The following is a 25,928-nucleotide window of genomic DNA, read 5'->3' as shown; positions in this document are numbered from 1 at the left end:
TCTATGTCCATCATCGAAAATTGATGTCTACCGTGATGGGGTGCTGATCGGCCATTCTTGCGCTGCACAACGGGCCAGAGATCAGGGAATCAGCACAATGACGTCACGCCGCATCGGGCTTTGCACTGCGACTTCTGCCCTTGCCATGATGCTGTGCCCCGGTCTTGCGCTGGCCCAGTCCGCACCCGCCGCCGACGCACCTGCAGCAGACAGCGCCGGCAGCGAAATCATCGTAACCGCGCAAAAGCGCAGCGAAGATATCCGCACCGTGCCGATCAGCCTGTCGGTGCTGTCGGGTGCTGCGTTGAAGGATCAGAAGATCGCCAATTATGACGATCTGGCGCGCGCGGTGCCGGGCGTGGCATTCAACGCGGTTGCGGGCGAAGAAGGCCGCACCAATATCGTCATTCGCGGGGTCAGTTCGGTGTCGGGCGCATCGACGGTCGGGCTGTATCTCGACGATGTGTCGATCACCGTGCCCAATCTCTATCGCGACGGATCGATCGAAGTGCGCCTGCCCGATATCGAACGGGTCGAGGTGCTGCGCGGGCCGCAGGGCACGCTCTATGGCGACAGTTCCGAAGGCGGCACGATCCGCTATATCACCACGCCCGCCAATCCCGATGCCTTTGGCATGACGCTGAGCACCGATGCGTCGGGCACATACCACGGCGGGGCCAACTTTGCCGACAGCGCCACGTTCAATCTGCCGGTCGTGCCCGACAGGCTGTCGCTGCATGCCAGCGTGAACTACCAGACCGACAGCGGCTGGATCGATCATTACAACACCGACGGCACGCTCGGCAAAAAGGGTGTTAACAGCGCGGACAGCCTGACCGCGCATGTCAGCGCGACCTGGACCCCGGATCCATCGCTGACCATCACGCCGGCCTTTTTCTACCAGCGTGCGACCAATGCCGACAACGCCGCGTTTTACCCCGGTGTGGGCCTGTGGCAGCAGAACAAGGAAGTGGCCGAACCCAGCCAGGACACCGTGATGCTGGGCAGCCTGTCGATCAGGAAGACCCTGGGTTTCGCCGACCTGACCTCGGTCACCGGCTTTTTCGACCGCGTTGCCGCGCGGCAGGAAGACGGGACCTATTTCAACAGCACCGCCTTTGCGCAATTCTTCCTTGATCCGGTCTATCCCGCGTATCAGCCGCAGAACGACAGCGTGATCGCCAATCTGCCTTCGGCCGTGCATATCCGCACGCATTATCGCAATTTCAGCCAGGAACTGCGCCTGTCGTCGAACGACGGCAGTTCGGGTGCGTCGTGGCTGAAATGGGTGGTCGGCGCCTATTATTCGACGCAAAGCGTGCACAACACCGATTACCAGACGATCGGCGGGATCAATGCCACGTTCCAGTCGATCTATGGCGTAACCATGGAACAGTCGCTGGTCGAAACCAGCTATGGCAACCCGACTTATGGTCAACCCGGCGGCGGTCCTGCGATCACGCTGTTCCCGGGCGATATCGACGAAAGCGATGACCGCACCTATCGCCAGCAGCAGGTGGCGGTGTTCGGCCAGGCCAGCATTGCCTTTGCCAAAGGCTGGAAACTCGATCTCGGCGGCCGCTTTTCGGCCGCGCACGAAGATTACGTCTCGGTCGAAACCGGGTTCTACCAGATCGGCAACCTTGGCTATCAGACCCCGGGCCAGCCTGCATCGCCGCCCTATACCCAGGATGGCACCAGCACCGCGTTTCTGCCCAAGGCGACGCTGTATCACGACGTTGCCGCCACCAGCTCGGTCTATGCCTCGGTGGCCAAGGGGTTCCGCCTGCCCGGGCCGACCGGGCCGATCGTGTTCGGCCCGACATCGGTGTGCAATGGCGATTTCCAGAACATCGGCCAGACCAGCCAGCCCACCCAGTTCAAATCGGACAGCCTGTGGACGTATGAACTGGGCACCAAAAACGACTTTGCCGGGCACCGTATCCGGTTGAACGCTTCGGGCTATCTGACCAACTGGAAGGACATCCAGCAGCAGATCTATCTGCCCACCTGCGGCTATTATTTCACCAGCAATATTGGCAACGCGCGGATCTGGGGCGCGGAGGGCGATGTGTCGTTCAAGCTGACCTCCAGCCTGTCGGTCAATGCCAACGCCAGCGTCAACAATGCCAAGGTGATCCAGTCGAACAACCCGATCGACGTCGCAGTGGGCCAGCACCTGATCGACGTGCCCAATGTCACCGCCAGCGCGGGCGCCAACTACCTGCGCCCGGTCGGCGCGTCACAGGCGGTGGTAGCACTGGTCAACTATGCCTATACCGGGCACAGCTATGGCAGCTATCTGACCAGCGACACCAATTACTTCAACCCCGCCTACAGCGTGGTGAATGCCAGTGTCGGCTATCGCTTTGGCACCAACCAGATCACATTGTACGTGAAGAACCTGTTGAACAACGAGACGATCATCCAGCGCCCGGAAATCAACACCGTGACCGAAGGCTATACCGTGCATCCGCGCACGATCGGCCTGACGCTGAAGCTGGTGAACTGATCGCAAAGCAAAGGGATACCAAGGTCATGAGCACCACCGCCGATCCCGCCGGTGCGCGTGCCCACGCGCGCGCCATGGCTGGCACCCGGGTCGACGCCATGCCGACCATTCCGGCCAGCGCCGCCACCGACCTGCCGCCGGGCGTTTCGTCCGACCAGGTGGTGTGGGACGAAACGCTGGCCGCAGGCGGCTATGCCGCGCGCCTGCTGAAACGCGGCACCCGGCTGCGGCTGACCGATGTGCAGGGCGATGGCGCAGTGGCGATGCTGGTGTTCAACGCCGAACGCAGCGTCGAACGGCTGAACGTGGCCGATACGGTCAAAGTGCAGTGGAATGCCTATCTTGGCGCGGGGCGTCTGTTGCTGTCGGATATGGGCCGGGTGATGCTGTCGGTGCTCGACGATGATACCGCCGGGCACGATGCCTTTTGCGGCGCATCGAACCAGGCATCGAATGCGCGCAAATACGGCGACGGGTTCAACCACGGCGCGCATCCCAACGCGCGCGACCGGTTTGTGATCGCGCTTGCCAAATATGGCCTGACCCGCCGCGACATCCACCCGTGCATCGCCTGGTTCAAGCCGGTGGCGATTGCCGCCGATGGCACGATCGAACTGGATGTGGGGCCGCATCGGGCAGGCCAGGCGATCACGCTGCGCGCCGAAATGGACGTGATCGTGGTTCTGGCCAATTGTCCGCACGTGCGCGATCCGCGCAATGCCTATACCGTGACCCCGGTGCGCGCGACCGCGTGGCGCGGGGACATCACCCCCGCCGACGATCCTATCCGCCAGGCCAGCCCCGAAGGCCTGCGCGCGTTCGAAAACGTCGAAGATTATTACGCAAGGTGATCCGGCGATGATATCCAACACCCCCGTTCCCGATCTGCCTGGCACGATTGTCCACGATGAAGTGGTGCCCGCGCGCGCACCCTGGCACCATCTGGTGAAAAAGGGCGAAACCTTGCGCATCGTCGATGTGGAGGGCAACCAGGCGGTCGATTTCCTGATCTATGCCGCTGCCGATGATGCCGAACGCTACAGCGCGCAGGATACCATTGCCGCGCAAGGCAATGTCTATCTGGTCACCGGCACCCGCCTGCTGTCGAACGAGGGGCGGGCGATGATGACCATCGGTTCGACCTCGGTGGTGCGCCATGATACCATTGGTGGTGCATGTTCATGTGAATCCAACACCTTGCGATATGGTCATCATACAAAATCGCAACATGCCTGCGTCGACAATTTCCTGCTGGCCAATGCCGATTATGGCCGCACCAAGCGCGACATGGTGTCGAACATCAATTTCTTCATGAACGTGCCGGTCGAAGCCGATGGCGCGCTGGGCATTGTCGACGGCATGTCCGCACCCGGCCTGCATGTCGATCTGGTGGCCGAGATGGATGTGGTGGTGGTGGTGTCGAACTGCCCGCAGATCAACAACCCCTGCAACGGGTTCAATCCCACAGCGGTGCGGATGATTGTTGCCGCGCCCTGATTTCTGCCGCCACCATCAATGGTTAACACCCTGTTTGCCAGTGGCAATTGCGACTTTGGTCTATCCCCTTTGGCCGCTTTCACTGGGGCAGTTGCGTGCTAAGGGACTTTCCGCATCCCCGGAAACAGGGGTAAAATGGAGAGATCAATGGCAACGGACAGGGTCGCGTCCACTACGTCTACCGGATTTTTTGATCGCGCGCGCACGATTGCGCCCGCAGGGTACAACCGCTGGCTGGTGCCGCCTTGCGCGCTGGCCATCCACCTGTCGATCGGCATGGCCTATGGCTTTTCCGTATTCTGGAAACCGCTGATCGGCGCGCTTGGCATGGCCAAGCCGATCGTGTGCAAAGACATGACGCTGGTTCAGGCCGTCACCACGGCCACGTGTGACTGGCGCCAAAGCGATCTGTTGTGGACCTATTCGATCTTTTTTGTCGTGCTGGGCGCCGCGGCGGCGATCTGGGGCGGCTGGCTCGAACGCGTCGGACCGCGCAAGGCCGGCATGGTTGCAGCCTGCTGCTGGGGGGGCGGGATTGCCATCGGCGCGCTGGGCGTTGCCTGGCACCAGTTGTGGCTGATCTGGCTCGGCACCGGGCTGATTGGCGGGATTGGCCTGGGTATCGGCTATATCGCGCCGGTTTCGACGCTGATCAAATGGTTCCCCGACCGGCGTGGCCTGGCCACCGGGATGGCGATCATGGGCTTTGGCGGGGGCGCGATGATCGGCAGCCCTTTGGCGGATCTGCTGATGAAGCATTTCGCCAGCGCGCACGGCGTGGGCGTGTGGCAGACCTTTCTGGTGCTGGCAGCGATCTATTTCGTGGCGATGTCGGCTGGCGCGCTGGGCTTTCGCGTGCCGAGCGAAGGCTGGGCACCGGCGGGCTGGACGCCTGCGGCCAGCACGTCTCCGGGTGCGGGTTCGGGCGGCTATGTCCACCTTGATGACGCACACAAGACCTTGCAGTTCTGGTTGATCTGGGGTGTCCTGCTGCTCAATGTTTCGGCATCGATCGGGATCATCGGGGTCGCATCGCCGATGTTGCAGGATCTGTTCGCGGGTCGGTTGATCGGTCAGCCGCTGCTGGCGATCGGTGCGGTCAGTCCCGAACAAAAGGACGCGATTGCAAAGATTGGCGCAGGCTTTGTCGGGGTTATCAGCCTGTTCAACATCGCCGGGCGGTTTTTCTGGGCGACATCGTCCGACCGGCTTGGCCGCAAGACCACTTATGCGATCATGACCGCCTTGGGCGCAGTGCTCTATGGCCTGGTTGCGCCAAGCATGATCGGCGGCTCGGTCGGGCTGTTCATCGTGGTGTTCTGCATCTGCGCATCGATGTACGGCGGCGGCTTTGCCACGGTGCCGGCCTATCTGGCCGATGTGTTCGGCACGCGGTTTGTCGGCGCCATCCATGGCCGGCTGTTGACCGCGTGGTCGACGGCAGGCGTGCTTGGGCCACTGATCGTCAGCAGCCTGCAATCGCCAAAACTGCCACCGGCACAGGTCTATACGCGGATCTACATGACGCTCGCCGGGTTGCTGGTGGTCGCGTTCGTGATCAATCTGCTGATCAAGCCGGTCAACCCGTCGTTGCTGCGCTATCCCGAAGACACAGCACCCGAACCGGTGGCGCAGGCCGCCACCGGCGACAGCGCGGTGCAGGCGCAGGCGCCTGCCGGGATCTCCGGTGCGGTCGTGTTCGCCTGGCTGGTCGTCCTGTTGCCGATCGGCTGGGGCATCTGGCAGACCGTGAACAAGGCGGCGGTGCTGTTCCGCTGATCCGAATGCGCCACGCTCTCTGGGGGAGCGTGGCGCAACCGGCCGTCAGCCCTGTTTCTCAAACGCGGCGGTAAGCGTCAGTTTTACCGTATCGCCGATCAGCGGGACATATTTGGTCACGCCGAAATCCGACCGCTTGATGATGCCGGTCGCCGAAAATCCGATCGTATAGGCCTTGTTCAACGGGTTGATGCCCGCGCCGCCGAATGCGGCGTCAAGCGCGACCGGCCGCGTAATCCCGTGCATCGTCAGGTTGCCGTCGATATGCGCGGTCGTGGCGCCGGTGCGGGTGACTTTGGTCGCGGTAAAGCGGATCTCGGGGTACTTGGCCGCATCGAGCCAGCTCGGGTCCTTCAATTCGCCATCGAGCACGCTGTTGGTGGTCGAAATCGCCGCAACCGGCAGCGTCACGTCCAATGTGTCTGCGGCCGGATTGGCCGGGTCGAGCGTCAGCGTGCCGGTGGCATTGGGGATCGTGCCGTAAAATTCGCTGAAACCCATGTGGTTGATCGCAAACACGGCCTGGGTGTGGTGGCTGTCGACTTTGTAGGTGCCGGCAGGAACAGGTGCGGCCGTCTGGGCCAACGCCGCGGCGGGCACCAATGCGGCGGCGGCGAGCAGCAAAAGGGTTCTGGTCATGCAAGGGGTCCTGTGCGTGATCGGTCGGGGGAACCGGTGCGGAACCTTGAAGGTAAGCCTGCGCGACACCAATGCCAAGTGCCCCGCGCGGCGCAACCGGCATGATCCACATCGGTGCCAAATCCACGGTGCGGCCGGGTGCCGCGTCATGCTAGGCGGGCACGGATGACCGTTCGGCCCACCTTGCGTGTGTATAAACTGCCGCCGGCGGTGCTGGCACTGATCGTGGTCGCGGTCGGGCTTGTCATTTTGGCGCTGTGGATGATCGCGCACCGGCGCCCGGTGGCGCCCGTCCGGCTGCCCGGCACAACCTGGCCCGATCGCGCCCTGACCCCGGGAGCGATCGATCCGGGGGTAACCGATGCGGCGATCTGCGCGCACGACTGGGCGCCTGGCGATCCTCCGCAGCGCGGCGGCGACCTGACCTATGCCAAGGCGGCGCGGCATACCTCTGCGCATGTCAAGGATGCGGTCTTTGCCGCATACCATGTGACCAATCCGCACGATGGCGGCCATTCGTGGGAAGTGGATCACCTGGTGCCGCTGTCGCTGGGCGGGCGCGATCTGCGCGAAAACCTGTGGCCGCAAAGCCGGGCGGGTGACGGGCTGAACGCCTGGGCCAAAGACCGGCTGGAATACCGGCTGTACCGCATGGTCTGCGATCCGGCGCCGGGCACACCGGCATTGCCGCTGACCACGGCGCAAACCGCGATCCGCACCGACTGGGTGGCCGCCTATCGCACGTATTGCGGCAACGAGGCCGATTGCCCGGCGTTTGGCGGGGATTAATCCCCGGCGTCGATCCCCGACCAGCCGGGCAGGTGCCGCGCCTCGCGGTTGCGCGCCATCGGCACCGCATCCTCTACACAGCGGGCGAAATGGTCGGTCAGCAGATCAGGTTTGATCCGGTCGCGAAAGAAATCGGCCCACAGGAATTCGGTATATGGCGTGGGCGATTTGGCATAGCCCCCGGCGCGGCGCACTTCGCCGGCCAGCGATCGATAGGGATCGTCGGCCAGATCGGTGACACTGTGCGGCAGTTCGTCGAATTCGCGACGTTTGCCCTTGGCATCATAGGCATGCAGCCAGTTGTGCGCGTCCATGAACGCCAGGAACCGCTTGTTGGGCAGGGTGTCGAGCTTGGCGATGATCGAAACCATCACCTCGGTCACGCCTTCCAGATGCATCGCCAGCGCCAGATGATGGTGATCGACGATCCACGGACGGCCCTTGGGCCCCAGCACCGCCGGGATCATGTGCGATCCCAGGTATTTGCCCGCCGAATCGCGCGGGCGGTTGCGCCATTCCTCGCGCTTTTCGGCCACTTCGCGCATGCCCACGGTCATTTGCGTCGGGCGCAGGTCCTTGATCCTGACCGGGTGGAGAATGGGGTGAACGGGGTGGTTCATGGCCATGGATCAGGCGCTCCTTTGGGGGGCTGTCAAAGATATCGCGTGTCGGGCGGCATCGGCCACGCTGAAGGTTGACGCGGTGGCCAAATCGCCAAACCCGGCCGCGTTCAGCACATCGCGCACCCGGTCGTGGGTGCGGGCCAGGATCAGGCGGGCGCCACAGGCGTTGATCGACCGGGCGAATTCATCCAGCGCATCCAGCGCGGTGGCATCCAGATCGTCGCTTTCTTCAAGGCTGATGATCAGCACGTTTGCACCGCGCACGCGCGCGGCAAGGCCGATATGCCGCAGCACGGTTTCGGCATTGGCAAAAAACAGCGGCGCGTTGGGACGAAAAATCGCCACCCCGGGCACGCGCAGCGCATCGGCGTGGTGGCTGATATCGACGAAATCATGGCTGTGGCCGATCTGGCCCAGTTCGCTGGTCACCGGATGCGACCAGCGATACAACAGCTGGATCAGCGACAGCGCGATCGCCGCCAGCATGCCGTTGAGCACGCCCAGCACCAGCACCCCCAGCGCCGCCGCAAAGGCCACCCAGTGATCGCGCCGCAGGTGAAACAGCCGCACGATCGGCGCGGGGTTCAGCGCGTGGAGCAGGGCTGCGATCACCACCGCGGCCAGCACCGGTTCGGGAATGCGCGCGATCAGCGGCCCGGCCAGCAGCACCAGCGCCAGCGTGGCCAGGCTGGCCACCCCGGCCGACATGCGGCTGTGCGCGCCGGCGGCGGCATTGGCCGATCCGATCGAAAACCCGGCGCCGATCGGCATGCCCTGCACCAGCGCAGCGGCGCCATTGGCCAGACCGATCGCGGTCAGTTCGCGGTTCGACGATATGTCATCGCCATGCGCCAGCGCCAGCCCGCGGATCGTGCCCCAGCTTTCGGCAAAGATGATCAGCGTCAGCGGCGCGGCCAGCTGCGCAATGCGTTCCCACACCGCCAGATCGGTGGGCAGCGCCAGATGCGGCATGGCGATCGGCGTGGGCCCGACCAGCGCGATGCCCAGGTGCGCCAGCGGCCCGACCGATCCCAGCGCAATGCCCATGGCCATCACGACAAGCGTGGCGGGAATGCCCGGCACGCGCCGCAATGCCACCAGCGCCGCCAGCGCCGCCAGCCCCAGCGCCAGGCTGGGCCAGTGCCATTGCGCCACCTGCGTGGCCACGCCCGTCACCACTTGCGCGATGTTCGATCCCGCAACGGTTACATGCACCAGATGGGGCAGCTGTTTGATGATGATCGTCGCGGCCAGCCCGAAGGCAAAGCCGCGCAGCACCGGGCGCGAAACAAACCCGGCCAGGCCCCCCAGCCGGAACAGCCCCAGCGCGGTGAACATCACCCCCACCATCAACGTCATCGCCGTGGCCAGCGCATCGTGGCCGATATTGCCGATCAGCTGCGGCGCCGCCGCCAGGCTGCCCAGCGCCGCCGCCAGGATCGATGCGGACGAACTGGTGGCCGATACCACCGCAAACCGGCTGCGCCCGACCAGCGCATAGACCAGGCCGCCGGCAACGCCTGCAATCAGCGCACGGCCGGGCGCAAGCCCCGCGATCCCCGCATAGGCCACCGCTTCGGGCACCAGCAGCCCCGCGACCGACAGCCCGGCCAGCAGATCGGCCGATCGCGCCTGCCATGGCCCCGTTTCCGTCATCGTATCACGCCCTTATGCCGGTCCATGCGATCAGCATAGGCCGCACCGCGATGCGCGCAAGGCGTGCCCGCGCGGCGTGGGCGAACGGGGATTGCGCCCGGGCCCGCCTTAACCTTTGGGGTGCAGCGCGGGCGCGGCGTTCATCTGGCTGCTGGCCACGTTCAGCGTGTTGCCCACCGCATTGCCCGCCAGGCCCATGCTGCCCATGGCCGCCACCGCGATCAGGCAGGCGACAAACGCATATTCGATCGAGGTGGCACCGCATGTGCCGTGGATCACAGATCTGCTGTTCAACATGACGCGCCTTGCCCCGCTGTGCCGGCTGCCGCGCCGGGATGGGCTGACTGTATCGCGATCGCGCGGCCTGCCAATCGGTCGGCCAGCGCCGTTTCGGCCGCGTCCCGAAGCGGGGCAGCGCGGCGCACACCCGTTAATCGCGCGGGCGCCGGCGGCGCTACAGGCCGCCGGCAAAGCCGTCGATCGCCTGAAACAGCCCGGTCAGCGCGATGCGGTCGGCCTCGTCAATTTCGGGGCGCCAGATTTCGAACAGCAGGATCACGCGCGCCTGCGGCCCGTCATTGAATGCCTCGTGATTGATCGAATCGTCGAATATCAGCGGCACGCCATCCTGCCAGGTGCGCGTTTCGCTGCCCACGCGCAGCCGGCATTGCGGCGCGGTGCGGATCGGGATGTGGCAGATCAGGCGGCAGTTCAGCATGCCGTGATGCGGCGCGATATGCGTGCCGGGCAACAATCGCGACCATATCGCATTGGGCGCGCGGCCGGGGATCATCGGCATCGGCGCATGCGCCAGCGTGGCCATCGTGGCGGGACAGCGCGCGGCGTGTTCGGGCACGATCGCCCCGTCGCGCCAGAAATGGAACGCGCCCCACGCCGGATCATCGCGCAGCGGGTTGTTGGCCGCGGGCCGTTCGGTGCTGGTGCGCACATAGGGGGCAAAACCTTCGCCGTGCGCGCCGTGGGCGCCGGCCACCGCGTGCAATTCGGCCTGCATCTGCGGCACCAGGTCCATCATCGGGCGCAGCCAGGCAAATTGATCGGGATCGTAAAACCGCCGTTGCGGCAGCCCCGGATAATAGAACAGCGACGGTTTCTGAAGATCGACCTCGCGCCGCCCGGCCAACAGGTCGATCGCCTCGCGGATGGCGGGCGATGGCGATGCGCCGGCCGCCGCCTCAAGATGCGCCATCCACGCCGATTGCGCCGACGCGACCGCGGCGCGGGCATGCGCCATCAACGCGCCCAGCTCGGCCGGCGCGCCGCCATAGGCGGCATCCTGGTTCAGCGCGGCGGTGTAAAAGCTTGACGCGGCGCGCGTATCGCCGCGGCGTTCGCGCAACAGCCCCTTCATCAGCAGGCCGCCGATATCGCGATGCTGCAGCGCCAGATGGCGATCCATCGCCGCCTCTGCCGCATCAAGCCGCCCCAGCGCCATTTCGGCATTGGCCAGCGCCAGCCACGGCATCTGCGCGTCGGGCACATGGCCCGCAACCGCGTTCAGCAGCTGGGCGGCAAGCGCGGGATTGCGATGGGCCAGCGCATCAAGTGCTGCATCGATGGTCTGTTGCGGTTCGGCCATGCCCGCACCGTGGCCCGGAACGGGTTAATGCGAAAGGGTGTGTGGGGGATGAGCAGCCAGTGCGCCTGCCGGTGAAAATACCGCACCAGCTTGATCTGCTCGACCGCTTCCTTGCGCGGCTCCTCCAGCGCCTTCAGCGCGCTTGCCTTGCCGCGCTTGCCGCCGCCTTCACGGTGCGCCTTCTCGGCCAGCTTTAACAACTGATCGATCTGTTTGATCAAATCGCGGCTGGTTTCGGCCAGCGGTTCCAGATCGTCGTGCGCGCTGTGCAGTTGAAAAATGCCAAGGTTCGCGCCAGACCAAGTCCCGCCAAGCTTCTGGACAGACGACACATAAAAATCCCAATCGGCCTGAAAAGCGGCCCGCGCCTCGGTCAGCGGGTTCATCAGGTCGGCAGAAGCCGTTTCCTCCAGCTCTTCGATCAAGCTGTCCAGCAAGGCCAGCATCGGCTCGACCACGCCCGCATTGCCCCGCGCCTCTGCCATCGTCCGGTCCAGATATTCCGCCACCAGCCCCCGGAACTGCGCCTCTCGCCCACGATAAAGCCAGAAGATCGCAGTCAGGTTCTGCAACTGCTCGGGCGCAAAGTCATAGACTTTGCGCGTAACCTTGCGGAACACCTGCCGCGCATCCAGCATCAGCACTTTGTCGGCATGTTCGGCTGGCTTGGCCTTGTCGAACAGCCACAGTTCGCAGGGCACGGTGCGGGTGTAAAAGAAGTTGCCCCGGATCGCGATCATCGCATCGACATGGCCGGTTTCGATCAGCCGCCGCCGCACGGCCGCCTCATCGCCGCCCGCGCTCGATGCCTGCGACGACATGACAAAGCCCGCCCGCCCGGTGTCCTTCAGGTAACTGTAGAAATAGCTGATCCACAGGTAATTGCCGTTGGAAACCTTCTTTGCCTTGTTTACGCCGGGCAGGCCGAACGGCAGGCGCGGGTCCTTGCGCACCCGTTCTGCATCGACTTCGTCCACGTTGAACGGCGGGTTGGCCATCACGAAATCGGCCTTGCCCAGCAATTCGTGCGCATCGGTGTAGTACGTGATGCCGGGCTCGATCCGCCCCTCCAGCCCGTGCACGGCCAGGTTCATCTTGGCCAGGCGGATGGTGGTCGCGTTTTTCTCTTGCCCATAGAACGTGGCGACTTTGGTCGGGTCCTGCTTCATCCGTTCGATGAAGTGCGCGCTTTGCACGAACATGCCCCCCGATCCGCAGGCCGGATCGAGCACCACCCCATGATCGGGCTCGATTGCATTTACGATCATCTGCACGATCGACGGGGGCGTGAAAAATTCGCCGCCGTCATGCGCGCTTTGATCGGCAAACTGGGTCAGGAAATATTCGTAGATCCGCCCGAACACATCGCCGGTGGCGTTCTGCAACGCCGGATCGTTGAAGATGCGTAGCACATTGGCCAGCACGACGTTTTCAAGGCCTTGATATTCGTTCTTGGGCAGCACGCCTTTCAGCGCGGCATAGTCATCCTCGACCGCTTCCATCGCGGCAATGATCGCGGCCGCGCGGTCTGCGCTATCGGGCAAGGCCACCAGATGATCGAACTGCGCCTCTGGCCGCAGGTAAATGGCGCCCTTGCTGGTGAAATCCTCTTTGGTCAGCGCGCGCGGAACACCGTGGCGTGACGGCAAGGTCGCCTCGATATCAGGTTTGACCGCCAGATACCGGCTATAGGCGTGGCGCAGAAAGATCAGGCCCATCACGGGCATGAAGTATTCGTTGGTGGCAAAATCACTGTTTGCGCGCAATTGGTCGGCCGCGGTCCACAGGCGTTTTTCGACCGCTTCGATATCATTCATCATGCGCTGGCCCCGCTGGCAACGGGTGTGGCGCATGAATGGGGCGGGCTGCTTGGTCGTAACCTGCGTGGTGTGTGAAAAGTATCGCGATCGATCGAGCGATTGCGCAGCAGATTAACCAGTTGGGAATGCGACAACGTCTCGTAATGATCGTGCAAACGATCGTCCCCCCTCGCAGTGGCGATTAAGGGTTTGTACCTAATCGACATCGCGCCGGGTGCGCAAGCGTGCGTTGTCGCCAATCTGACGCTGTGGCGTTCATGAACGGGGCGGGCGCGCGTGCGCGCGGCGGTCGATCAGGGGCGGCGGGATGTTTGCCGGCCGGCGCTGGCTGCGCCGAGCATCGCTACTATAACGTGGGCGCCAATGGTGCCCGGGGACGGGATCGAACCGCCGACACCGTGATTTTCAGTCACGTGCTCTACCAACTGAGCTACCCGGGCGTTGCGTGTCACAGGTGCCGAAAACCGGCGCCGACCGCGTTGGAAGCGCGCCTATGGCGAAGCGCGGGGGGCTTGTCCAGCCCCATCGTCACAGTTTTTTCAGGCGCCGCCGCCTTCTTCGGCATCGTCGTCGTCGGGGCGATCGGCCGGTTTGCCGGGAATGGCATAGCCATCGTCAAGCCAGCGCATCAGGTCGCGGTCGCGGCAGCGCGACGAACAGAACGGGGCATAGTCGGTGCTGCGGGGTTTGCCGCAGATCGGGCAGGGGCGCGTGCGCACTTCGGGTTCGGTCATGGCGCAATCGCCTGCGCGAAACCGGTGTGAAGGGCAAGATGTTCGCGCGGGGCGCGGCGAATTTCGCGCCCGCTGCGCCGCGCCAGTTCGGCCTGCATCGCCGCATCGATCGCGCCCAGCACCGCAGGGTGCGCGGTCAGCAACAGCGCGCCCGGTTCGGCCACGCGTTCGGCGGCGCGCAACAACGCACAGGCCGCGGCGCGCGCCGGATGAAACGCCATGCGCGCCACCAGCGAAGGGCGTTCCAGCCGGCTGATCAGCTGAACCAGGCCAAACCCGTTCATCGCGGTGCGTTCGCCCTGCCAGCCATGCGCGGCCAGCGCGGTATCGAGCACGGCGTCGATCGCCTGCCGGTCGGCGCGGGTTTCCTGCCCCGGAAAATCGATCCCGACCGATCCGGCAATATCCAGCCGCGCCAGCGTTTCGGGCACGGCGCGCGCCGCCGCCTGCGCCAGCGGGGCCAGCGGGGGCGGGCCATCGATATCGATCAGCGTCATCGCCGGCGTCGGGCTGATGGTCAGGCGTCCGCCGGGAAAATCCACCACGCCCGATGCCGCCTGTTCGACCAGGTCGGGCCACCCGGCGCGATCCAGGCTGCGATCGAGCATTCCGGCCACGCGCACGCTGTGCCCGGTCTGTGCCACCGCCTGGGCCAGCGTGGGGGCAGGGGCCGCGGGCACATCGCCCGCGGGTCGGCACTGCGCCAGTTTGAAGCGGCCCTGTTCGGCAAGCGCCGCGCGCGTGATCCGCACCATCAGCCGCGCGCCGCCGGTAATCTGTGGCGTCAACGCGTCGATCAGCGCGATCGAACCATCGGGCAGGTGCACCGCGCCGCGCCGGGTGCCGGGATGGCGATGGTCAAGCCGCGCCTGCACCACCGCGCCCGCGCGCAGCGCCTCGCGCCAGCACAGCCGCGCGGCCACGATGGTATCGCCTTCGATCAGGGCGGCGCGGTCTTCGCCGATGCCCTGTTCGACAATCCATTCAGCCATCGATCACGCCCGCCGCCTGCAACAGCCGCCGCGTTTCGAACAGCGGCAGGCCGACCACGCCCGAATGGCTGCCCGAGAGCCAGGTGCAGAACCCTTCGGCGCTGCCCTGGATGGCATAGCCGCCGGCTTTGCCGTGCCATTCGCCACCCGCCAGATAGGCATCGATTTCGCGCGGTGTCAGCCGCTTGAACCGCACGATGGTTTCGCTCAACGCTTCGCGCAGCAGGCCATCGGGGGTGATGACCGCCACGGCGGAATAGACGCGGTGGCGGCGGCCCGACAGCAGCATCAGGCAATGGCGCGCGGTGGCCTCGTCCTCGGCCTTGGGCAGGATGCGCGCGCCCGCGCCGACCACCGTATCGCCCGCCAGGATCACCGCATCGGGGCGCAGTGCGGCGGCGGCGCGCGCCTTTTGCGCGGCCAGGCGCACCGCATGCGGGCGCGGGCGTTCGCGGTGCAGCGGGCTTTCGTCGATATCGGCGGGCACGATGGCATCGGGTGCCACGCCGATGCGGGTCAGCAATTCGCGCCGTCGCGGACTGGCCGAGGCCAGCAGCAGGGGCGGGCGACCGGGCGACACCGGCGCGTGGTCGGTGTCAGCCATGCGATGGTCCGATCAGAACTGGCCGGGGCCGTTGCGGCCGGGCATGAAGCGATAGGTGATACGGCCCTTGGTCAGATCGTACGGGGTCAGTTCCACCAGCACTTCATCGCCCACCAGCACGCGGATGCGGTTCTTGCGCATCTTGCCGGCGGTGTGGCCCAGGATCTCGTGATCGTTTTCGAGACGCACGCGGAACATCGCGTTGGGCAGCAGTTCCACCACCGATCCGCGCATTTCCAGGAGTTCTTCTTTCGCCATCGGCGGGTTCGGCTGCCTTGTTCTGTCGAACGCACCCGGTCATCGCCCGGACGGTTCGAGATGGATGGGACATCATGGTCTGCAACGCATGGGCAATATCACGCGCGACGCGCCCATAGCGGCAAAGTCGTAAAAAGAAAACCCCGCCCGCGCGTGGTGTCCGATAATGGGTTTGCACCCCCGGGCGAAATCCCGATAGGCGACAAAATGTTACGAAAAGGGCATTGCCCCGCGGTGGCGCTTTTCGCATGGGCGGCATGCGCCCGTGGCGCCGCCTGCGCCCCCATTCATTAAAGACCCTTGCCCCGCTGTGAACCGCGTTTTGCCACCGATGGCTGCGGCCATGATGTTACTCGCTGCGGCCGCCGGCATCGTCTGGGCCGGCGCTGCGGCGCATGCGCAGACCGCGCCTGCCGTGCCTGTGCCGCCAACGCCTGTGCCTGCGCCGCCGGTGGCGCAACCGCCGGCCACCGGCGAAACCGACGAGATCTCGGTCAACGGCGAAAAGATCCTGAAGGCCGATGCGCGCGGGCTGGACCAGCAGGGCGAAATCCTGGTGGTTGCGCATCGCATCAAGGGGCAGGTCGAGGCCGACCAGCCGCCGATTGTCACGCTGGATGAGGACGACATCGCATCCTACGGCGTGTCGTCGATCCAGGAACTGGTCGCCGCGCTGGTGCCGCAGACCGGCACCGGGCGCGGACGCGGCGGCGGCACGCCGGTGTTTCTGCTGAACGGCATGCGCGTGTCGAATTTTCGCGAAATCCGCGGGCTGCCCCCCGAAGCGATCAGGCGCGTCGAGATCCTGCCCGAGGAAGTCGCGCTGAAATTCGGGTTTCGGCCCGATCAGCGCGTGGTCAATTTCATCCTGAAGGACCAGTTCAAAAGCCAGTTCAACGAGATCGAGGTGGGCAGGCCCACGCGCGGCGGATATACCGACACGCGCGACGAGGCGACCGCGGTGCGCATCGCCAAAGGCGCGCGCATCAACGTAACCGGCGCCTATGAAGTGGTGACACCCGAAACCGAAGCGGCGCGCGGGATCATCCAGCAAACCCCGCCGCAGCCGGGGCAGCCCGATCCGGCGCAGTTTCGCACGCTGTCGGCGGGCACCACCACCGCGCAGCTGAACGCAACCGTGGCGCGGCCGTTGTGGACCGGCGCGGGGCTGACGATCAACGGGTTGATCGAACGCGATTCAAGCGATGCGCTGAACGGGATCAAATCGACCGAGCCGCTGCTGGGGCTGCTGACATCATCGCGCACCACCACGGGATCGGTCGGGCTGGGATTGAACGCGCCTGTCGGCACCTGGCTGCTGTCGGCCACGCTTGACGGCACGCATGCCTATCAGGTGCAATCGATCGACGCGCTGACCGCGATCAACCCCGAAATCGCGCGCACCACCACTGACAGCTATACCTCGCTGGTAACGCTGAGCGGCCGCCCGTTGCGGCTGCCTTCGGGTGATCTGGGGCTGACGGTCAAGACCGGCTATGTCTGGTCGGCCGAAGCCGCCAGCGACACGCGGACCGGCATCGACGATGCATTCCGCCGCGGCGATGCGCAGATCGGGTTCAGCCTGGACCTCCCGATCGCGTCGGCCAAGAACCACGTGCTGTCTGCGATCGGCGATCTGGCGCTGAACGTGAATGTCGAGGCGCATTCGGTGTCGGATTTCGGCGGGCTGGTCGATATCGGCAGCGGGCTGACCTGGAAACCGACCCCCACCTGGACGCTGTCGGCAACCTATATCGGCACGCAAGTCGCGCCCACGCTGGCCAATCTGGCCGCACCCGACACGATCACGCCCAATGTGGCGGTGTTCGATTTCGTGCGCGGGCAGACCGTGCTGGCCACGGTGACCACCGGCGGCAATCCGGGATTGCTGCGCGAAAAGCAGCACGACCTGAAATTTGCCAGCAACTGGACGCTGCCGTTTGGCGGCGGCAACGACACGCTGGTGGTGGAATATTTCCGCAACCATGCCGATGATCCGGCCAGCGCGTTTCCGTTGGTAACCACCGCGGTGGAAACCGCGTTTGGCGATCGCATCACGCGCAATGCGGCCGACCAGATCGTGGCGATCGATGAAACCCCGGTAACCCTGGCGATGACGCGCAGTTCGCGCATCCGCACCTCGATCAATCTGTCGGGCAATTTCGGCAAGCCCGATCCGGCGATGGCGCAGCAGCGGCGCGGGTTTGGCGGCGGCGGACGCGGGTTCGGCGGCGGCCCGGGTGGCAGTGGCGGCGGGTTTGGCGGCGCAGGCGGCTTTGGCCGTGGCGGCGGGGGCGGCGGTCGTGGCGGCGGCGGGGGTGGCGGACCTCCACCATCGGACGGGCGCGGGCGGTGGAACCTGTCGCTCAGTTACAGCTATGAATTGTACAACACAGCGCAATTGACCCCGGGCGGGCCGGTGCTGAACCAGTTGGGCGGCGATGCGTTGACCGGCACCGGCGTGGCGCGGCACACCGCCAATCTGGATACCGGCGGGTTCTATCGCGGGTTCGGGATGCGGCTGGCGGCCAGCTATGCCAGCGGCACGCGGGTCAATTCCAGCGGCCAGCCGGGCGATCTTCCGCTTGATTTCGGATCGCTGGCGACAGTCAATCTTCGCCTGTTCGCCGATCTGGGCCGCATGCCCTCGGTGGTGAAGAAACACCCGTTCCTCAAGGGCACGCGCCTGCAGCTGGCGATCAACAACGTGTTCGACACGATCCAGAAAGTCACCGACAGCAGCGGGGCCGTGCCTTTGCGGTATCAGCCGGGCTATGTCGATCCGGTCGGGCGTCTGATCAAGCTGGAATTGCGCAAGCAGTTCTGATCAGTAGACTTTGCGACCCTGCACGAATTCGCGGGCGTGCCGCAGCCGGTTTTGCTGTTCCAGCGCCTGCTGATGGTCGTTGAACCCGCGCAGGCGGACGACATCAGCCATCGGCATCGCGTCTTCGAAACACAGGCCAAAGCTGTTGCCGCGCCGCCAGATCACCGTTCCGAACGCTTCGACACCGTTGACCATCAGCACGGCATCGTCGCCCAGCGGCGGCGGGATCTGGTCGACCGTGATTTTGGCGCCGGTCTGCGACAGGTCGTCAAGCTGACAGGGCTGATGGCCGGTGACCAGGATGACTTTGGCGGGCAGCGCCAGACGCACCCGCGCCGCCTGGCGGCGGCCCGGCACCTGAGCCCTGGACCCAAATTGAAAGTGCATCGACATGCCAAAGCGTTAACGCGCAAAAGGTTAACCGGCCGACAAGGTTTGCTACGGAACAATGACTAGGCCGATAATATTTTTTTAACGCCTGACCCACCGGTTTTTCCGCGCGCCCGCCCGGTGGGGCGCTGGACCGGCGGGCATCGAGCGCTTATCTGACAGTGCCCATGGCCCGATCACCGTCCCGATCTTCCGCTGCCGACGATGCAGCCGACACCGCGCCTGCCGGGCGCACGCCTGCCGGAACCGTGCCCACGCCGCATGGCGCCGAACGGTTCCACGAAGACAAGGCGACCTATGCCGTGCGCGGGGCGGACCAGCCCGATCTGGATCGCGGCGTGGCGGTGATCCGCGAAGTGGTTGCCACGCTGAAGCCGGTGCCCGGGGTCTATCGCATGCTCGATGCGCGCGGCGAGGCGCTGTATGTGGGCAAGGCACGCGCGCTGAAGAACCGGGTGGCCAATTATGTGCAGGTCGATCGCCTGCCCAACCGGTTGCGCCGCATGGTCAGCCTGACGCGGACGATGACGATCGTCACCACCAATTCCGAGGCCGAGGCGCTGCTGCTCGAAGCGCAGCTGATCAAACGCTATCGCCCGGCGTACAATGTGCTGCTGCGCGATGACAAATCGTTTCCGTTCATCCTGCTGCGATCGGATCATGCCTTTCCCCGGATCATGAAGCATCGCGGCGCGCGCCGGGCCAAGGGCAATTATTACGGCCCGTTTGCCAGCGCCGGATCGGTCAACACCACGATCAACGCGATGCAGAAACTGTTTCTGCTGCGCAGTTGCAACGACGGATTCATGGCGCGGCGCGATCGGCCGTGCCTGTTGTACCAGATCAAACGGTGCAGCGCGCCGTGCGTCGGGCGGATCAACGAGGCCGACTATGCCGATCTGGCCCGCCAGGCGCGTGATTTTCTGGGGGGAAAATCCAACGCGGTGCAGCGCGAGATCGAAGCGCAGATGGCCGAGGCCGCGCAGTCGCTCGATTACGAACGCGCCGCCGTGCTGCGCGATCGGCTGCGCGCGGCGACCTTTATCCAGGGCAGCCAGGCGATCAACGCCGAAGGTGTCGGCAATGCCGATGTGTTTGCCGTGGCGGTGCAGGGCGGGGCGGTCGCGATCCAGGCGTTTTTCATCCGGGGCGGGCAGAACTGGGGGCATCGCGCGTTTTTCCCCAGCCACACCGAAGGCCACGACGAGGCCGAAGTGCTGACCCAGTTCATGGCGCAGTTCTACGAAGACGTGCCGCCGCCGCGCCTGATCCTGGTCGATCGCGATCTGCCCGAGGCCGATCTGCTGGCCGAGGCGCTGTATCCCGCCGCCGGGGGCAAAGTGGAGATCTCGGTGCCGCAGCGCGGCGACCGGCGACGGCTGATGGAACAGGCGCAGCGCAACGCCGACGAGGCGCTGGTGCGGCGCCAGGCCGAAACCGGTACGCGCGCCCGGATCTTTCGCGATCTGGCCGAATTTCTTGAACTGGGCGAGGTGCCCGATCGCGTTGAAATCTACGACAACAGCCATATCCAGGGCACCAATGCGGTCGGCGGGATGGTCGTGGCGGGACCCGAAGGATTTCGCAAAGGGCAGTACCGCAAATTCAATATCAAGCGTCCTGAAACCGAGCCGGGCGACGATTTCGCGATGATGCGCGAGGTGATGGCGCGCCGCTTTGCCCGCGTGCAGGAAGAAGACCCCGACCGCGACCGCGGCATGTGGCCCGACCTCGTGCTGATCGACGGGGGCAAGGGGCAGATGACCGCGGTGCGCGAAACGCTGGAGGAACTGGGCATCGAGGATGTCGCGCTGATCGCGGTGTCAAAGGGCCCTGACCGCAATGCCGGGCGCGAACATTTCCATTTTCCCGACGGGCGTGAAAAACTGCTGCCGCTCAATTCGCCGTTGCTGTTCCACCTGCAGCAATTGCGCGATGAAGCACACCGCTTTGCCATTGGCGCGCATCGTGCCAAGCGCAGCCGCGCGATCACCGCCAGCCCGCTGGACGAAGTGCCCGGTATCGGCCCCGCGCGCAAACGCGCGCTGCTGCTGCATTTCGGCACGGCGGGCAAAGTGCGGGCTGCCAGTCTGGACGATCTGCAGCGTGCGCCCGGGGTCAGCATTGCCGTGGCGCAGGCGGTTTACGATTTTTACCACGCGGGCGGTTGAAACTTTCGATTGGCGTTGGTCGCGTGCGATTCGCCGCCGCACGATCATCAAACCTTTGCCGTGGTTCGGGCCCCGTTGTCCCGTATCGGATCACGTTTTGCGCCGTTTACGACGGCTTGCGTCCTACGTGCGGCCAGTCGTGTAAAAATTAAGGATCAGGTAACGTAGTCCTTTCAACTGGCTGCTACCATAACTCGATAGTTACCAAGCGACACCGGCATCAATGCATCGGTGTCCAATGGCTGGCTATCACGCGGGGGCGACCGCGAAATGGGGGTCCACATGTCGAAAATGGGTCGCATTGTGAAATCGGCTGGCGCGCAACGCGCCATGGTTTTGGGCGGTGTCGCGCTGGTGCTGGGCAGTGCGTGCAGCGCACCCGTGGTGCACGCGCAATCGACCGTGGCCACCGGTGTCGGCACGCCGTTCGAGCTGGCATTCTGGCAATCGATTGATTCAAGCAGCGACCCTTCGCTGTACGAAGCCTATCTGACGCGGTATCCCAACGGCACGTTCAGCGAAATTGCGCGTGCCAAGATCGTGGCGCTGCATGGCCGCACGACGCCGCAGAGCACATCTGGGACGACCGCCGCGCCGACCGTTTCGCCGGCATTGACCGTACCGGTTGCGCCACCTGCGCCGCCTGCTTCGATCGCGCCGTCGCCGATGGCTCCGCCGGCGGTCTACACCCAGACCGCGGCGCCGGCACCGGTGGCATCGGCGCCGCCTACCTATGCCACGCCGGCGGTGGTGCAGCCCGCGGTGATGCCGGGGCCGTCTGCGGCGGCGCCTTCGCCAGGGGGTGCCGCACCGGCTGCACCGGCCCAATCGGGGGCGACGCTTGGTCAATTGCTTGCAGCGCTTGCCAACAGCCAGGTCACCGGGGCCGCGGCACCCGCCGCGCCGGCCACGGTGCAACTTGTCGCCACGCAGCCCGCGACCGTTGCCCCGGCACCACCGCGCCCGCTGGCGGCCGGGTATGTGGTGCCTGCGCAACCCGCGCTGGTGCCGGTGGCCGCGGTGGCGCTGCCGCCCAGTTTCTGTTCGGCCGAGGCGCGCAATGCGTTTCACGACACGGTCTATCTGCCCTCGGTCAACGCGGCCAAGCAGAACAACGACGCTGCAGCGGCTTATATGCGCCAGTTGCAGTCGCTGTATGACCAGTACCAGTTGAGCCACGATCCCGACACGATGAACGCCATCGTCGGCGCCGCGCGCACCTATCAGCAAGTGGCGCAGACCACGTTTTCGATGCAGTCGGCGCTGGTGCGCCAGTTCAGCGCGCTGATGACGGTGCCGGTGGTGGCCTGTTCGCAGCCGGGGCAACCGCAATCCGCGACGCTGGCGAAATGACCATGCGCCGATCGGGCGCGCTGGCGCTGTTGGCGGCCTGCCTGGCGCTGGCCGGGGTTGATACCGCGCGCGCGGCCTGCATCGATGAAACCCTGACCCATGCCGCGCGGCTGCACGAATTCGAAATGCTGATGATGAACGTGTCGCTGCGCTGTTCGTTGATGGGCGTGGACATGCGACCGCATTACGAGGCGATGGTTTCGGCGCACCAGGCGCAGTTCGACGGCGCAGCCCAGCGCCTGCAACACTATTTCGCCACAAGCGGTCAGGCCGAAACCCGGCACGGCGGGTTGTATGATCGCTATGCCACGCTGATCGCCAACCGCTATGGCGGGGGCAACACCAGTCTTGATTCCTGTCACCTGTTCGATTCTGTGGTGGTCGAAATTACCCGCGCCGCAGGCGACAGCGGCCGCACGCTGGGCGCGGTGGCACAAGCAATGGTCGAACACCCGGTGCTGGAACGCGCGACGTGCGTGGTGCCCTGATGATCAGTCGCGGGGACGGATCGGCCTGATCAGGCCTTCTTGCGCAACGCTGGCCACATGACGGCCGTCGCGCGTAAAGATCTGGCCCCGGTTGAAACCGCGGGCATTGCCGGCCCACGGGCTGTCGCAGGCATACAGCAGCCATTCGTCGGCGCGAAAGTGATCGTGGAACCACACCGCGTGATCCAGGCTGACCCCCATGACATTGCCCATGATCCAGCTCAGCCCATGGGGCAGCGTGCACGTGCCCAGCAGGCTCATGTCGCTGGCGTAGGCCAGCACCGCACGGTGCACCCGCGGATCATCGGGCAGCGGCGCTGCGGTGCGAAACCAGGTGTGCGATCGCGCCTCGCGCGGTTCGGGGTTCATCCAGTGGCGCGCTTCGGCCGGGCGTTGTTCGATCGGACGCAGGCGCAGCATCACTTCGCGGCGGTCGGCCGGGATGCGGTCGGCAAATTGGGCGCGCAGCCCCGCCTCGTCGGGCAGGTCATCGGGGTCTGGCACATCGGGCATCGGATTGGCGTGCGATACCCCCGCCTCGCGCCGGTGGAACGATGCCACCATCGTCAGGATCGGCGTTTCGCCCTGGCTTGCCACCACCCGGCGATTGGCAAAGCTGCCCCCGTCCAGATCGCGCAGCACCGACAGATCGACACCTTGCGCTTCGTTGCCGCCGCGCAGGAAATAGGCGTGCAGCGAATGGACCGGGCGATCTTCGCCCACGGTGCGCTCGGCCGCGACAAGCGCCTGTGCAATGACTTGTCCGCCAAACATGCGGCCGCGGCCATCGGGGCGGTTGTGCCCGATAAACCGGTCATCGCCGGCCGTATCAAGATCGAGCAGTCGGAGAAGGCCGGATACCAGCGCTTCGGGGGTGGGGGATTGGGACATGGCTTCGTGTCTGGCTTGGCCTGCCGTTGACGTCAACGTGAAACCCCCGCCGGCGGCGCCGACGGGGGTTTGCATGCTGCGATGGCAAGACGGTTCAATGCGTTGCGTGATGGACCAGTGCGGCCAGCAGCAGCAGTGCAACGATATTGGTGATCTTGATCATCGGGTTTACCGCCGGGCCAGCGGTGTCCTTGTACGGATCGCCCACGGTGTCGCCGGTCACTGCCGCCTTGTGCGCGTCAGAACCTTTGCCACCGTGATGGCCATCCTCGATGTATTTCTTGGCGTTGTCCCACGCGCCGCCGCCCGATGTCATCGACAGCGCGACAAACAGCCCGCTGACGATCACGCCCAGCAGCAGCGCACCCAGCGCGGCAAATCCGTTGGTCTGCCCCGCCACCATGGTGATGACGAAATAGACCACCACCGGTGCCAGCACCGGCAGCAACGACGGCACGATCATTTCCTTGATCGCCGCCTTCGTCACCAGATCCACGGTTCGCGCATAGTCGGGGCGGCTGGTCCCGGCCATGATACCCGGATTGTTGGCAAACTGGTCGCGCACGTCGACCACCACGTCACCCGCGGCACGGCCAACGGCCGTCATGCCCATCGCCCCGAACAGATAGGGCAGCAGCGCACCCAGCAGCAGCCCGACGATCACATAAGGATTTTCCAGGCTGAAATCGACCGTCAGCTTGGGGAAAAATTCCCTGAGGTCGGTGGTATAGGCACCAAACAGCACCAGTGCGGCCAAGCCTGCCGAACCGATGGCGTAGCCTTTAGTCACCGCCTTGGTGGTGTTGCCCACGGCATCGAGCGCATCGGTCTTTTCGCGCACGGCGTCGTCCAGGCCGGCCATTTCGGCAATGCCCCCGGCATTGTCGGTGACCGGGCCATACGCATCGAGTGCCACGACCATGCCCGCCAGCGCCAGCATCGCGGTCGCCGCATAGGCAATCCCGATCAGGCCGGCCAGCTGGTACGACACCACGATCCCGGCGCAGATCACCAGCGTGGGCAGCGCGGTCGCCTCAAGGCTGATCGCCAGGCCCTGGATCACGTTGGTGCCATGGCCGGTAACACTGGCCTTGGCGATCGAACGCACCGGACGATAATTGGTGCCGGTGTAATATTCGGTGATCCAGATGATCAGCCCGGTGATAGCCAGCCCGACGAGCGTGCAATAGAACAGCGTGCGCCCGGTAAATGCGGCCGAACCGATCCGCGCCTCCATATCGCCCAGCGTGTACTGGATCGCAAACCAGATCGCCGGGATCGAGGCCACGGTGGTGACCAGGAACCCTTTGTACATGGCGCCCATGATGTTTTTCGAGCTGCCCAGTCGCACGAAGAACGTGCCCAGGATCGAGGTGACGATGCACACCCCGCCGATCAGCAGCGGCAGGCTCATCAGCGGCAACAGCAGATTGCCAAGCCCGTGGACCAGCAACGCGGTCAGCACCATCGTCGCGCCGATCGTCACCACATAGGTTTCGAACAGGTCGGCGGCCATCCCGGCGCAGTCGCCAACGTTGTCGCCCACGTTGTCGGCGATAACGGCGGGGTTGCGTGGGTCGTCTTCGGGAATGCCGGCCTCGACTTTGCCGACCAGATCGGCACCGACATCGGCGGCCTTGGTAAAGATGCCGCCGCCCAGGCGGGCAAAGATCGATACCAGCGATGCGCCCAGCGCCAGCGTGGTCAGCGCGGTAACCACGGTGCGTTCATCGGGTTGGTGCCCGCCAAAGCCCACCAGATAGCCGAAAAATCCCGCGATCGCGAGCAACGCCAGGCCCGCCACCAGCATGCCGGTGATCGCACCTGCGCGAAACGCCATGGTCAGCCCGGCCTGCAATCCGTTCTGCGCGGCAGCCGCGGTGCGCACATTGGCGCGCACCGACACATTCATGCCGATGAACCCGGCCGCGCCCGACAGCGTGGCGCCGATCACAAAACCAACCGCGGCGATAACGCCCAGGAAATACAGCACCAGGGCTGCAACCACCACGCCGACAATCGCGATCGCGGTGTATTGCCGCTTCAGATAGGCCTGTGCGCCCTCCTGGATGGCCCCCGCAATGTCCTGCATGGTCTGGTTGCCGGCGGGTGAGTTCAGCACCCAGCGTCCGGCGAGAAAGCCATACACGATGGCCAGCAATCCCAATCCAATTGAAATTTCAACAAGGTTCACGTTGGCATCCCCCTTTTATGCCCGTCCGCGCCGAACGTTCCGGCGTGCCAGTGGTCCGCGGTGGATCGTGGCGGCGCGATGCGGGTCCCCGTTGTGTGTGGAGAGACGGCG

22 protein-coding genes and 1 tRNA gene are annotated in these 25,928 nt (G+C 65.1%); 9 read left to right on the top strand and 14 right to left on the bottom strand.

Annotation, left to right across the window (positions count from 1 at the left end; translation table 11 throughout):
- Positions 1-145: 145 nt before the first annotated feature.
- The 4 genes from G404_RS0107955 (at position 146) to G404_RS0107940 (ending at position 5,788) form a co-directional block, all read left to right on the top strand.
- A complete protein-coding gene (locus G404_RS0107955) occupies positions 146-2,512 on the top strand; it encodes a TonB-dependent receptor (RefSeq protein WP_245584445.1) in 2,367 nt (788 codons plus the stop codon).
- Positions 2,513-2,538: 26 nt separating this feature from the next.
- Positions 2,539-3,363 (top strand): urea amidolyase associated protein UAAP1, encoded by an 825-nt coding sequence (locus G404_RS0107950; RefSeq protein WP_028640611.1) that lies wholly within the window; start codon positions 2,539-2,541, stop codon positions 3,361-3,363.
- Between the two features lie 7 nt (positions 3,364-3,370).
- Positions 3,371-4,009 (top strand): urea amidolyase associated protein UAAP2, encoded by a 639-nt coding sequence (locus G404_RS0107945; RefSeq protein WP_028640610.1) that lies wholly within the window; start codon positions 3,371-3,373, stop codon positions 4,007-4,009.
- Between the two features lie 147 nt (positions 4,010-4,156).
- Positions 4,157-5,788: an OFA family MFS transporter gene (locus G404_RS0107940; protein ID WP_211230747.1), complete on the top strand. Its 1,632-nt coding sequence runs from the start codon at positions 4,157-4,159 to the stop codon at positions 5,786-5,788.
- 45 nt (positions 5,789-5,833) lie between these two features.
- Here the strand turns inward: G404_RS0107940 and G404_RS0107935 are convergent, their stop codons facing one another.
- On the bottom strand, positions 5,834-6,427 hold the full coding sequence (locus tag G404_RS0107935; protein ID WP_028640608.1) for a YceI family protein: 594 nt from the start codon (positions 6,425-6,427) through the stop codon (positions 5,834-5,836).
- A gap of 165 nt (positions 6,428-6,592) precedes the next feature.
- Between G404_RS0107935 and G404_RS0107930 the strand changes: the two genes are divergently transcribed.
- Positions 6,593-7,216: an HNH endonuclease gene (locus tag G404_RS0107930; RefSeq protein WP_028640607.1), complete on the top strand. Its 624-nt coding sequence runs from the start codon at positions 6,593-6,595 to the stop codon at positions 7,214-7,216.
- On the opposite strand, the gene G404_RS0107925 is transcribed toward G404_RS0107930, so the two are convergent.
- The 10 genes from G404_RS0107925 to infA all read right to left on the bottom strand — a co-directional run bounded on the left by G404_RS0107925 (position 7,213) and on the right by infA (position 15,503).
- Complete coding sequence (locus G404_RS0107925) at positions 7,213-7,836, bottom strand: ParB-like protein (protein WP_028640606.1); 624 nt, start codon at positions 7,834-7,836, stop codon at positions 7,213-7,215. The two genes, G404_RS0107930 and G404_RS0107925, sit on opposite strands and share 4 nt — an antisense overlap.
- A 9-nt stretch (positions 7,837-7,845) precedes the next feature.
- The gene (locus tag G404_RS0107920; protein ID WP_028640605.1) at positions 7,846-9,495 is read right to left on the bottom strand and encodes a SulP family inorganic anion transporter; all 1,650 of its coding nucleotides are present in this window, start codon (positions 9,493-9,495) and stop codon (positions 7,846-7,848) included.
- Between the two features lie 108 nt (positions 9,496-9,603).
- Positions 9,604-9,789: a Flp family type IVb pilin gene (locus tag G404_RS0107915; protein ID WP_036520817.1), complete on the bottom strand. Its 186-nt coding sequence runs from the start codon at positions 9,787-9,789 to the stop codon at positions 9,604-9,606.
- Between the two features lie 160 nt (positions 9,790-9,949).
- Positions 9,950-11,095, bottom strand: a complete 1,146-nt coding sequence (locus G404_RS0107910) for an aspartyl/asparaginyl beta-hydroxylase domain-containing protein (protein WP_028640603.1) — start codon at positions 11,093-11,095, stop codon at positions 9,950-9,952.
- Positions 11,014-12,912 (bottom strand): class I SAM-dependent DNA methyltransferase, encoded by a 1,899-nt coding sequence (locus G404_RS18485; RefSeq protein ID WP_084601172.1) that lies wholly within the window; start codon positions 12,910-12,912, stop codon positions 11,014-11,016. The genes G404_RS0107910 and G404_RS18485 overlap by 82 nt, the downstream gene beginning before the upstream one ends.
- A gap of 367 nt (positions 12,913-13,279) precedes the next feature.
- Positions 13,280-13,355 (bottom strand) — tRNA-Phe (locus G404_RS0107900).
- Between the two features lie 99 nt (positions 13,356-13,454).
- A complete protein-coding gene (gene yacG / locus G404_RS0107895) occupies positions 13,455-13,649 on the bottom strand; it encodes a DNA gyrase inhibitor YacG (protein ID WP_028640602.1) in 195 nt (64 codons plus the stop codon).
- Positions 13,646-14,641 (bottom strand): ribonuclease, encoded by a 996-nt coding sequence (locus G404_RS0107890; protein ID WP_028640601.1) that lies wholly within the window; start codon positions 14,639-14,641, stop codon positions 13,646-13,648. Before G404_RS0107890 ends, yacG begins: the two co-directional genes overlap by 4 nt.
- A complete protein-coding gene (locus G404_RS0107885; protein WP_028640600.1) occupies positions 14,634-15,245 on the bottom strand; it encodes a Maf family protein in 612 nt (203 codons plus the stop codon). Before G404_RS0107885 ends, G404_RS0107890 begins: the two co-directional genes overlap by 8 nt.
- 12 nt (positions 15,246-15,257) lie before the next feature.
- Entirely contained in the window at positions 15,258-15,503 is a 246-nt protein-coding gene (gene infA / locus G404_RS0107880; RefSeq protein ID WP_028640599.1) for a translation initiation factor IF-1, read from the bottom strand.
- 343 nt (positions 15,504-15,846) lie between these two features.
- Between infA and G404_RS18480 the strand changes: the two genes are divergently transcribed.
- Complete coding sequence (locus tag G404_RS18480) at positions 15,847-18,330, top strand: TonB-dependent receptor (RefSeq protein WP_156906239.1); 2,484 nt, start codon at positions 15,847-15,849, stop codon at positions 18,328-18,330.
- Here G404_RS18480 and G404_RS0107870 read toward each other — a convergent pair whose 3' ends face one another.
- Entirely contained in the window at positions 18,331-18,717 is a 387-nt protein-coding gene (locus G404_RS0107870) for a PilZ domain-containing protein (protein WP_245584444.1), read from the bottom strand.
- A gap of 170 nt (positions 18,718-18,887) precedes the next feature.
- Between G404_RS0107870 and uvrC the strand changes: the two genes are divergently transcribed.
- The 3 genes from uvrC to G404_RS0107855 all read left to right on the top strand — a co-directional run bounded on the left by uvrC (position 18,888) and on the right by G404_RS0107855 (position 22,732).
- Positions 18,888-20,891 carry an excinuclease ABC subunit UvrC gene (uvrC, locus tag G404_RS0107865; RefSeq protein WP_084601159.1) on the top strand — a complete coding sequence of 668 codons (2,004 nt, stop codon included), beginning with the start codon at positions 18,888-18,890 and terminating at the stop codon, positions 20,889-20,891.
- Between the two features lie 330 nt (positions 20,892-21,221).
- Positions 21,222-22,244: a hypothetical protein gene (locus G404_RS0107860; protein ID WP_156906238.1), complete on the top strand. Its 1,023-nt coding sequence runs from the start codon at positions 21,222-21,224 to the stop codon at positions 22,242-22,244.
- Positions 22,241-22,732: a hypothetical protein gene (locus G404_RS0107855; RefSeq protein WP_028640595.1), complete on the top strand. Its 492-nt coding sequence runs from the start codon at positions 22,241-22,243 to the stop codon at positions 22,730-22,732. Before G404_RS0107860 ends, G404_RS0107855 begins: the two co-directional genes overlap by 4 nt.
- 3 nt (positions 22,733-22,735) lie before the next feature.
- Here the strand turns inward: G404_RS0107855 and G404_RS0107850 are convergent, their stop codons facing one another.
- Positions 22,736-23,623 (bottom strand): acyl-CoA thioesterase, encoded by an 888-nt coding sequence (locus G404_RS0107850; RefSeq protein ID WP_028640594.1) that lies wholly within the window; start codon positions 23,621-23,623, stop codon positions 22,736-22,738.
- A 94-nt stretch (positions 23,624-23,717) separates the two neighbouring features.
- Positions 23,718-25,817 carry a sodium-translocating pyrophosphatase gene (locus G404_RS0107845; RefSeq protein WP_028640593.1) on the bottom strand — a complete coding sequence of 700 codons (2,100 nt, stop codon included), beginning with the start codon at positions 25,815-25,817 and terminating at the stop codon, positions 23,718-23,720.
- Positions 25,818-25,928: the final 111 nt, after the last annotated feature.

It is taken from the genome of Novosphingobium acidiphilum DSM 19966, from assembly GCF_000429005.1.
Lineage (GTDB): Bacteria > Pseudomonadota > Alphaproteobacteria > Sphingomonadales > Sphingomonadaceae > Novosphingobium > Novosphingobium acidiphilum.
The sequence above is the reverse complement of the archived record's forward strand: the minus strand, read 5'-3'. Positions and strand labels throughout refer to the sequence as shown.

Bases quoted from the DNA above. Each gene is read 5' to 3' on its own strand.
- G404_RS0107910 (WP_028640603.1), bottom strand. From the start codon at position 11,095: ATGGCCGAACCGCAACAGACCATCGATGCAGCACTTGATGCGCTGGCC.
- G404_RS0107920 (WP_028640605.1), bottom strand. From the start codon at position 9,495: ATGACGGAAACGGGGCCATGGCAGGCGCGATCGGCCGATCTGCTGGCC.
- G404_RS0107945 (WP_028640610.1), top strand. From the start codon at position 3,371: ATGATATCCAACACCCCCGTTCCCGATCTGCCTGGCACGATTGTCCAC.
- G404_RS18480 (WP_156906239.1), top strand. From the start codon at position 15,847: ATGATGTTACTCGCTGCGGCCGCCGGCATCGTCTGGGCCGGCGCTGCG.
- uvrC (WP_084601159.1), top strand. From the start codon at position 18,888: ATGGCCCGATCACCGTCCCGATCTTCCGCTGCCGACGATGCAGCCGAC.
- G404_RS0107935 (WP_028640608.1), bottom strand. From the start codon at position 6,427: ATGACCAGAACCCTTTTGCTGCTCGCCGCCGCCGCATTGGTGCCCGCC.
- G404_RS0107955 (WP_245584445.1), top strand. From the start codon at position 146: ATGATGCTGTGCCCCGGTCTTGCGCTGGCCCAGTCCGCACCCGCCGCC.
- infA (WP_028640599.1), bottom strand. From the start codon at position 15,503: ATGGCGAAAGAAGAACTCCTGGAAATGCGCGGATCGGTGGTGGAACTG.
- G404_RS0107925 (WP_028640606.1), bottom strand. From the start codon at position 7,836: ATGAACCACCCCGTTCACCCCATTCTCCACCCGGTCAGGATCAAGGAC.
- G404_RS0107850 (WP_028640594.1), bottom strand. From the start codon at position 23,623: ATGTCCCAATCCCCCACCCCCGAAGCGCTGGTATCCGGCCTTCTCCGA.
- yacG (WP_028640602.1), bottom strand. From the start codon at position 13,649: ATGACCGAACCCGAAGTGCGCACGCGCCCCTGCCCGATCTGCGGCAAA.
- G404_RS0107930 (WP_028640607.1), top strand. From the start codon at position 6,593: ATGACCGTTCGGCCCACCTTGCGTGTGTATAAACTGCCGCCGGCGGTG.
- G404_RS0107870 (WP_245584444.1), bottom strand. From the start codon at position 18,717: ATGCACTTTCAATTTGGGTCCAGGGCTCAGGTGCCGGGCCGCCGCCAG.
- G404_RS0107855 (WP_028640595.1), top strand. From the start codon at position 22,241: ATGACCATGCGCCGATCGGGCGCGCTGGCGCTGTTGGCGGCCTGCCTG.
- G404_RS0107940 (WP_211230747.1), top strand. From the start codon at position 4,157: ATGGCAACGGACAGGGTCGCGTCCACTACGTCTACCGGATTTTTTGAT.
- G404_RS0107885 (WP_028640600.1), bottom strand. From the start codon at position 15,245: ATGGCTGACACCGACCACGCGCCGGTGTCGCCCGGTCGCCCGCCCCTG.
- G404_RS0107890 (WP_028640601.1), bottom strand. From the start codon at position 14,641: ATGGCTGAATGGATTGTCGAACAGGGCATCGGCGAAGACCGCGCCGCC.
- G404_RS0107950 (WP_028640611.1), top strand. From the start codon at position 2,539: ATGAGCACCACCGCCGATCCCGCCGGTGCGCGTGCCCACGCGCGCGCC.
- G404_RS18485 (WP_084601172.1), bottom strand. From the start codon at position 12,912: ATGAATGATATCGAAGCGGTCGAAAAACGCCTGTGGACCGCGGCCGAC.
- G404_RS0107860 (WP_156906238.1), top strand. From the start codon at position 21,222: ATGGTTTTGGGCGGTGTCGCGCTGGTGCTGGGCAGTGCGTGCAGCGCA.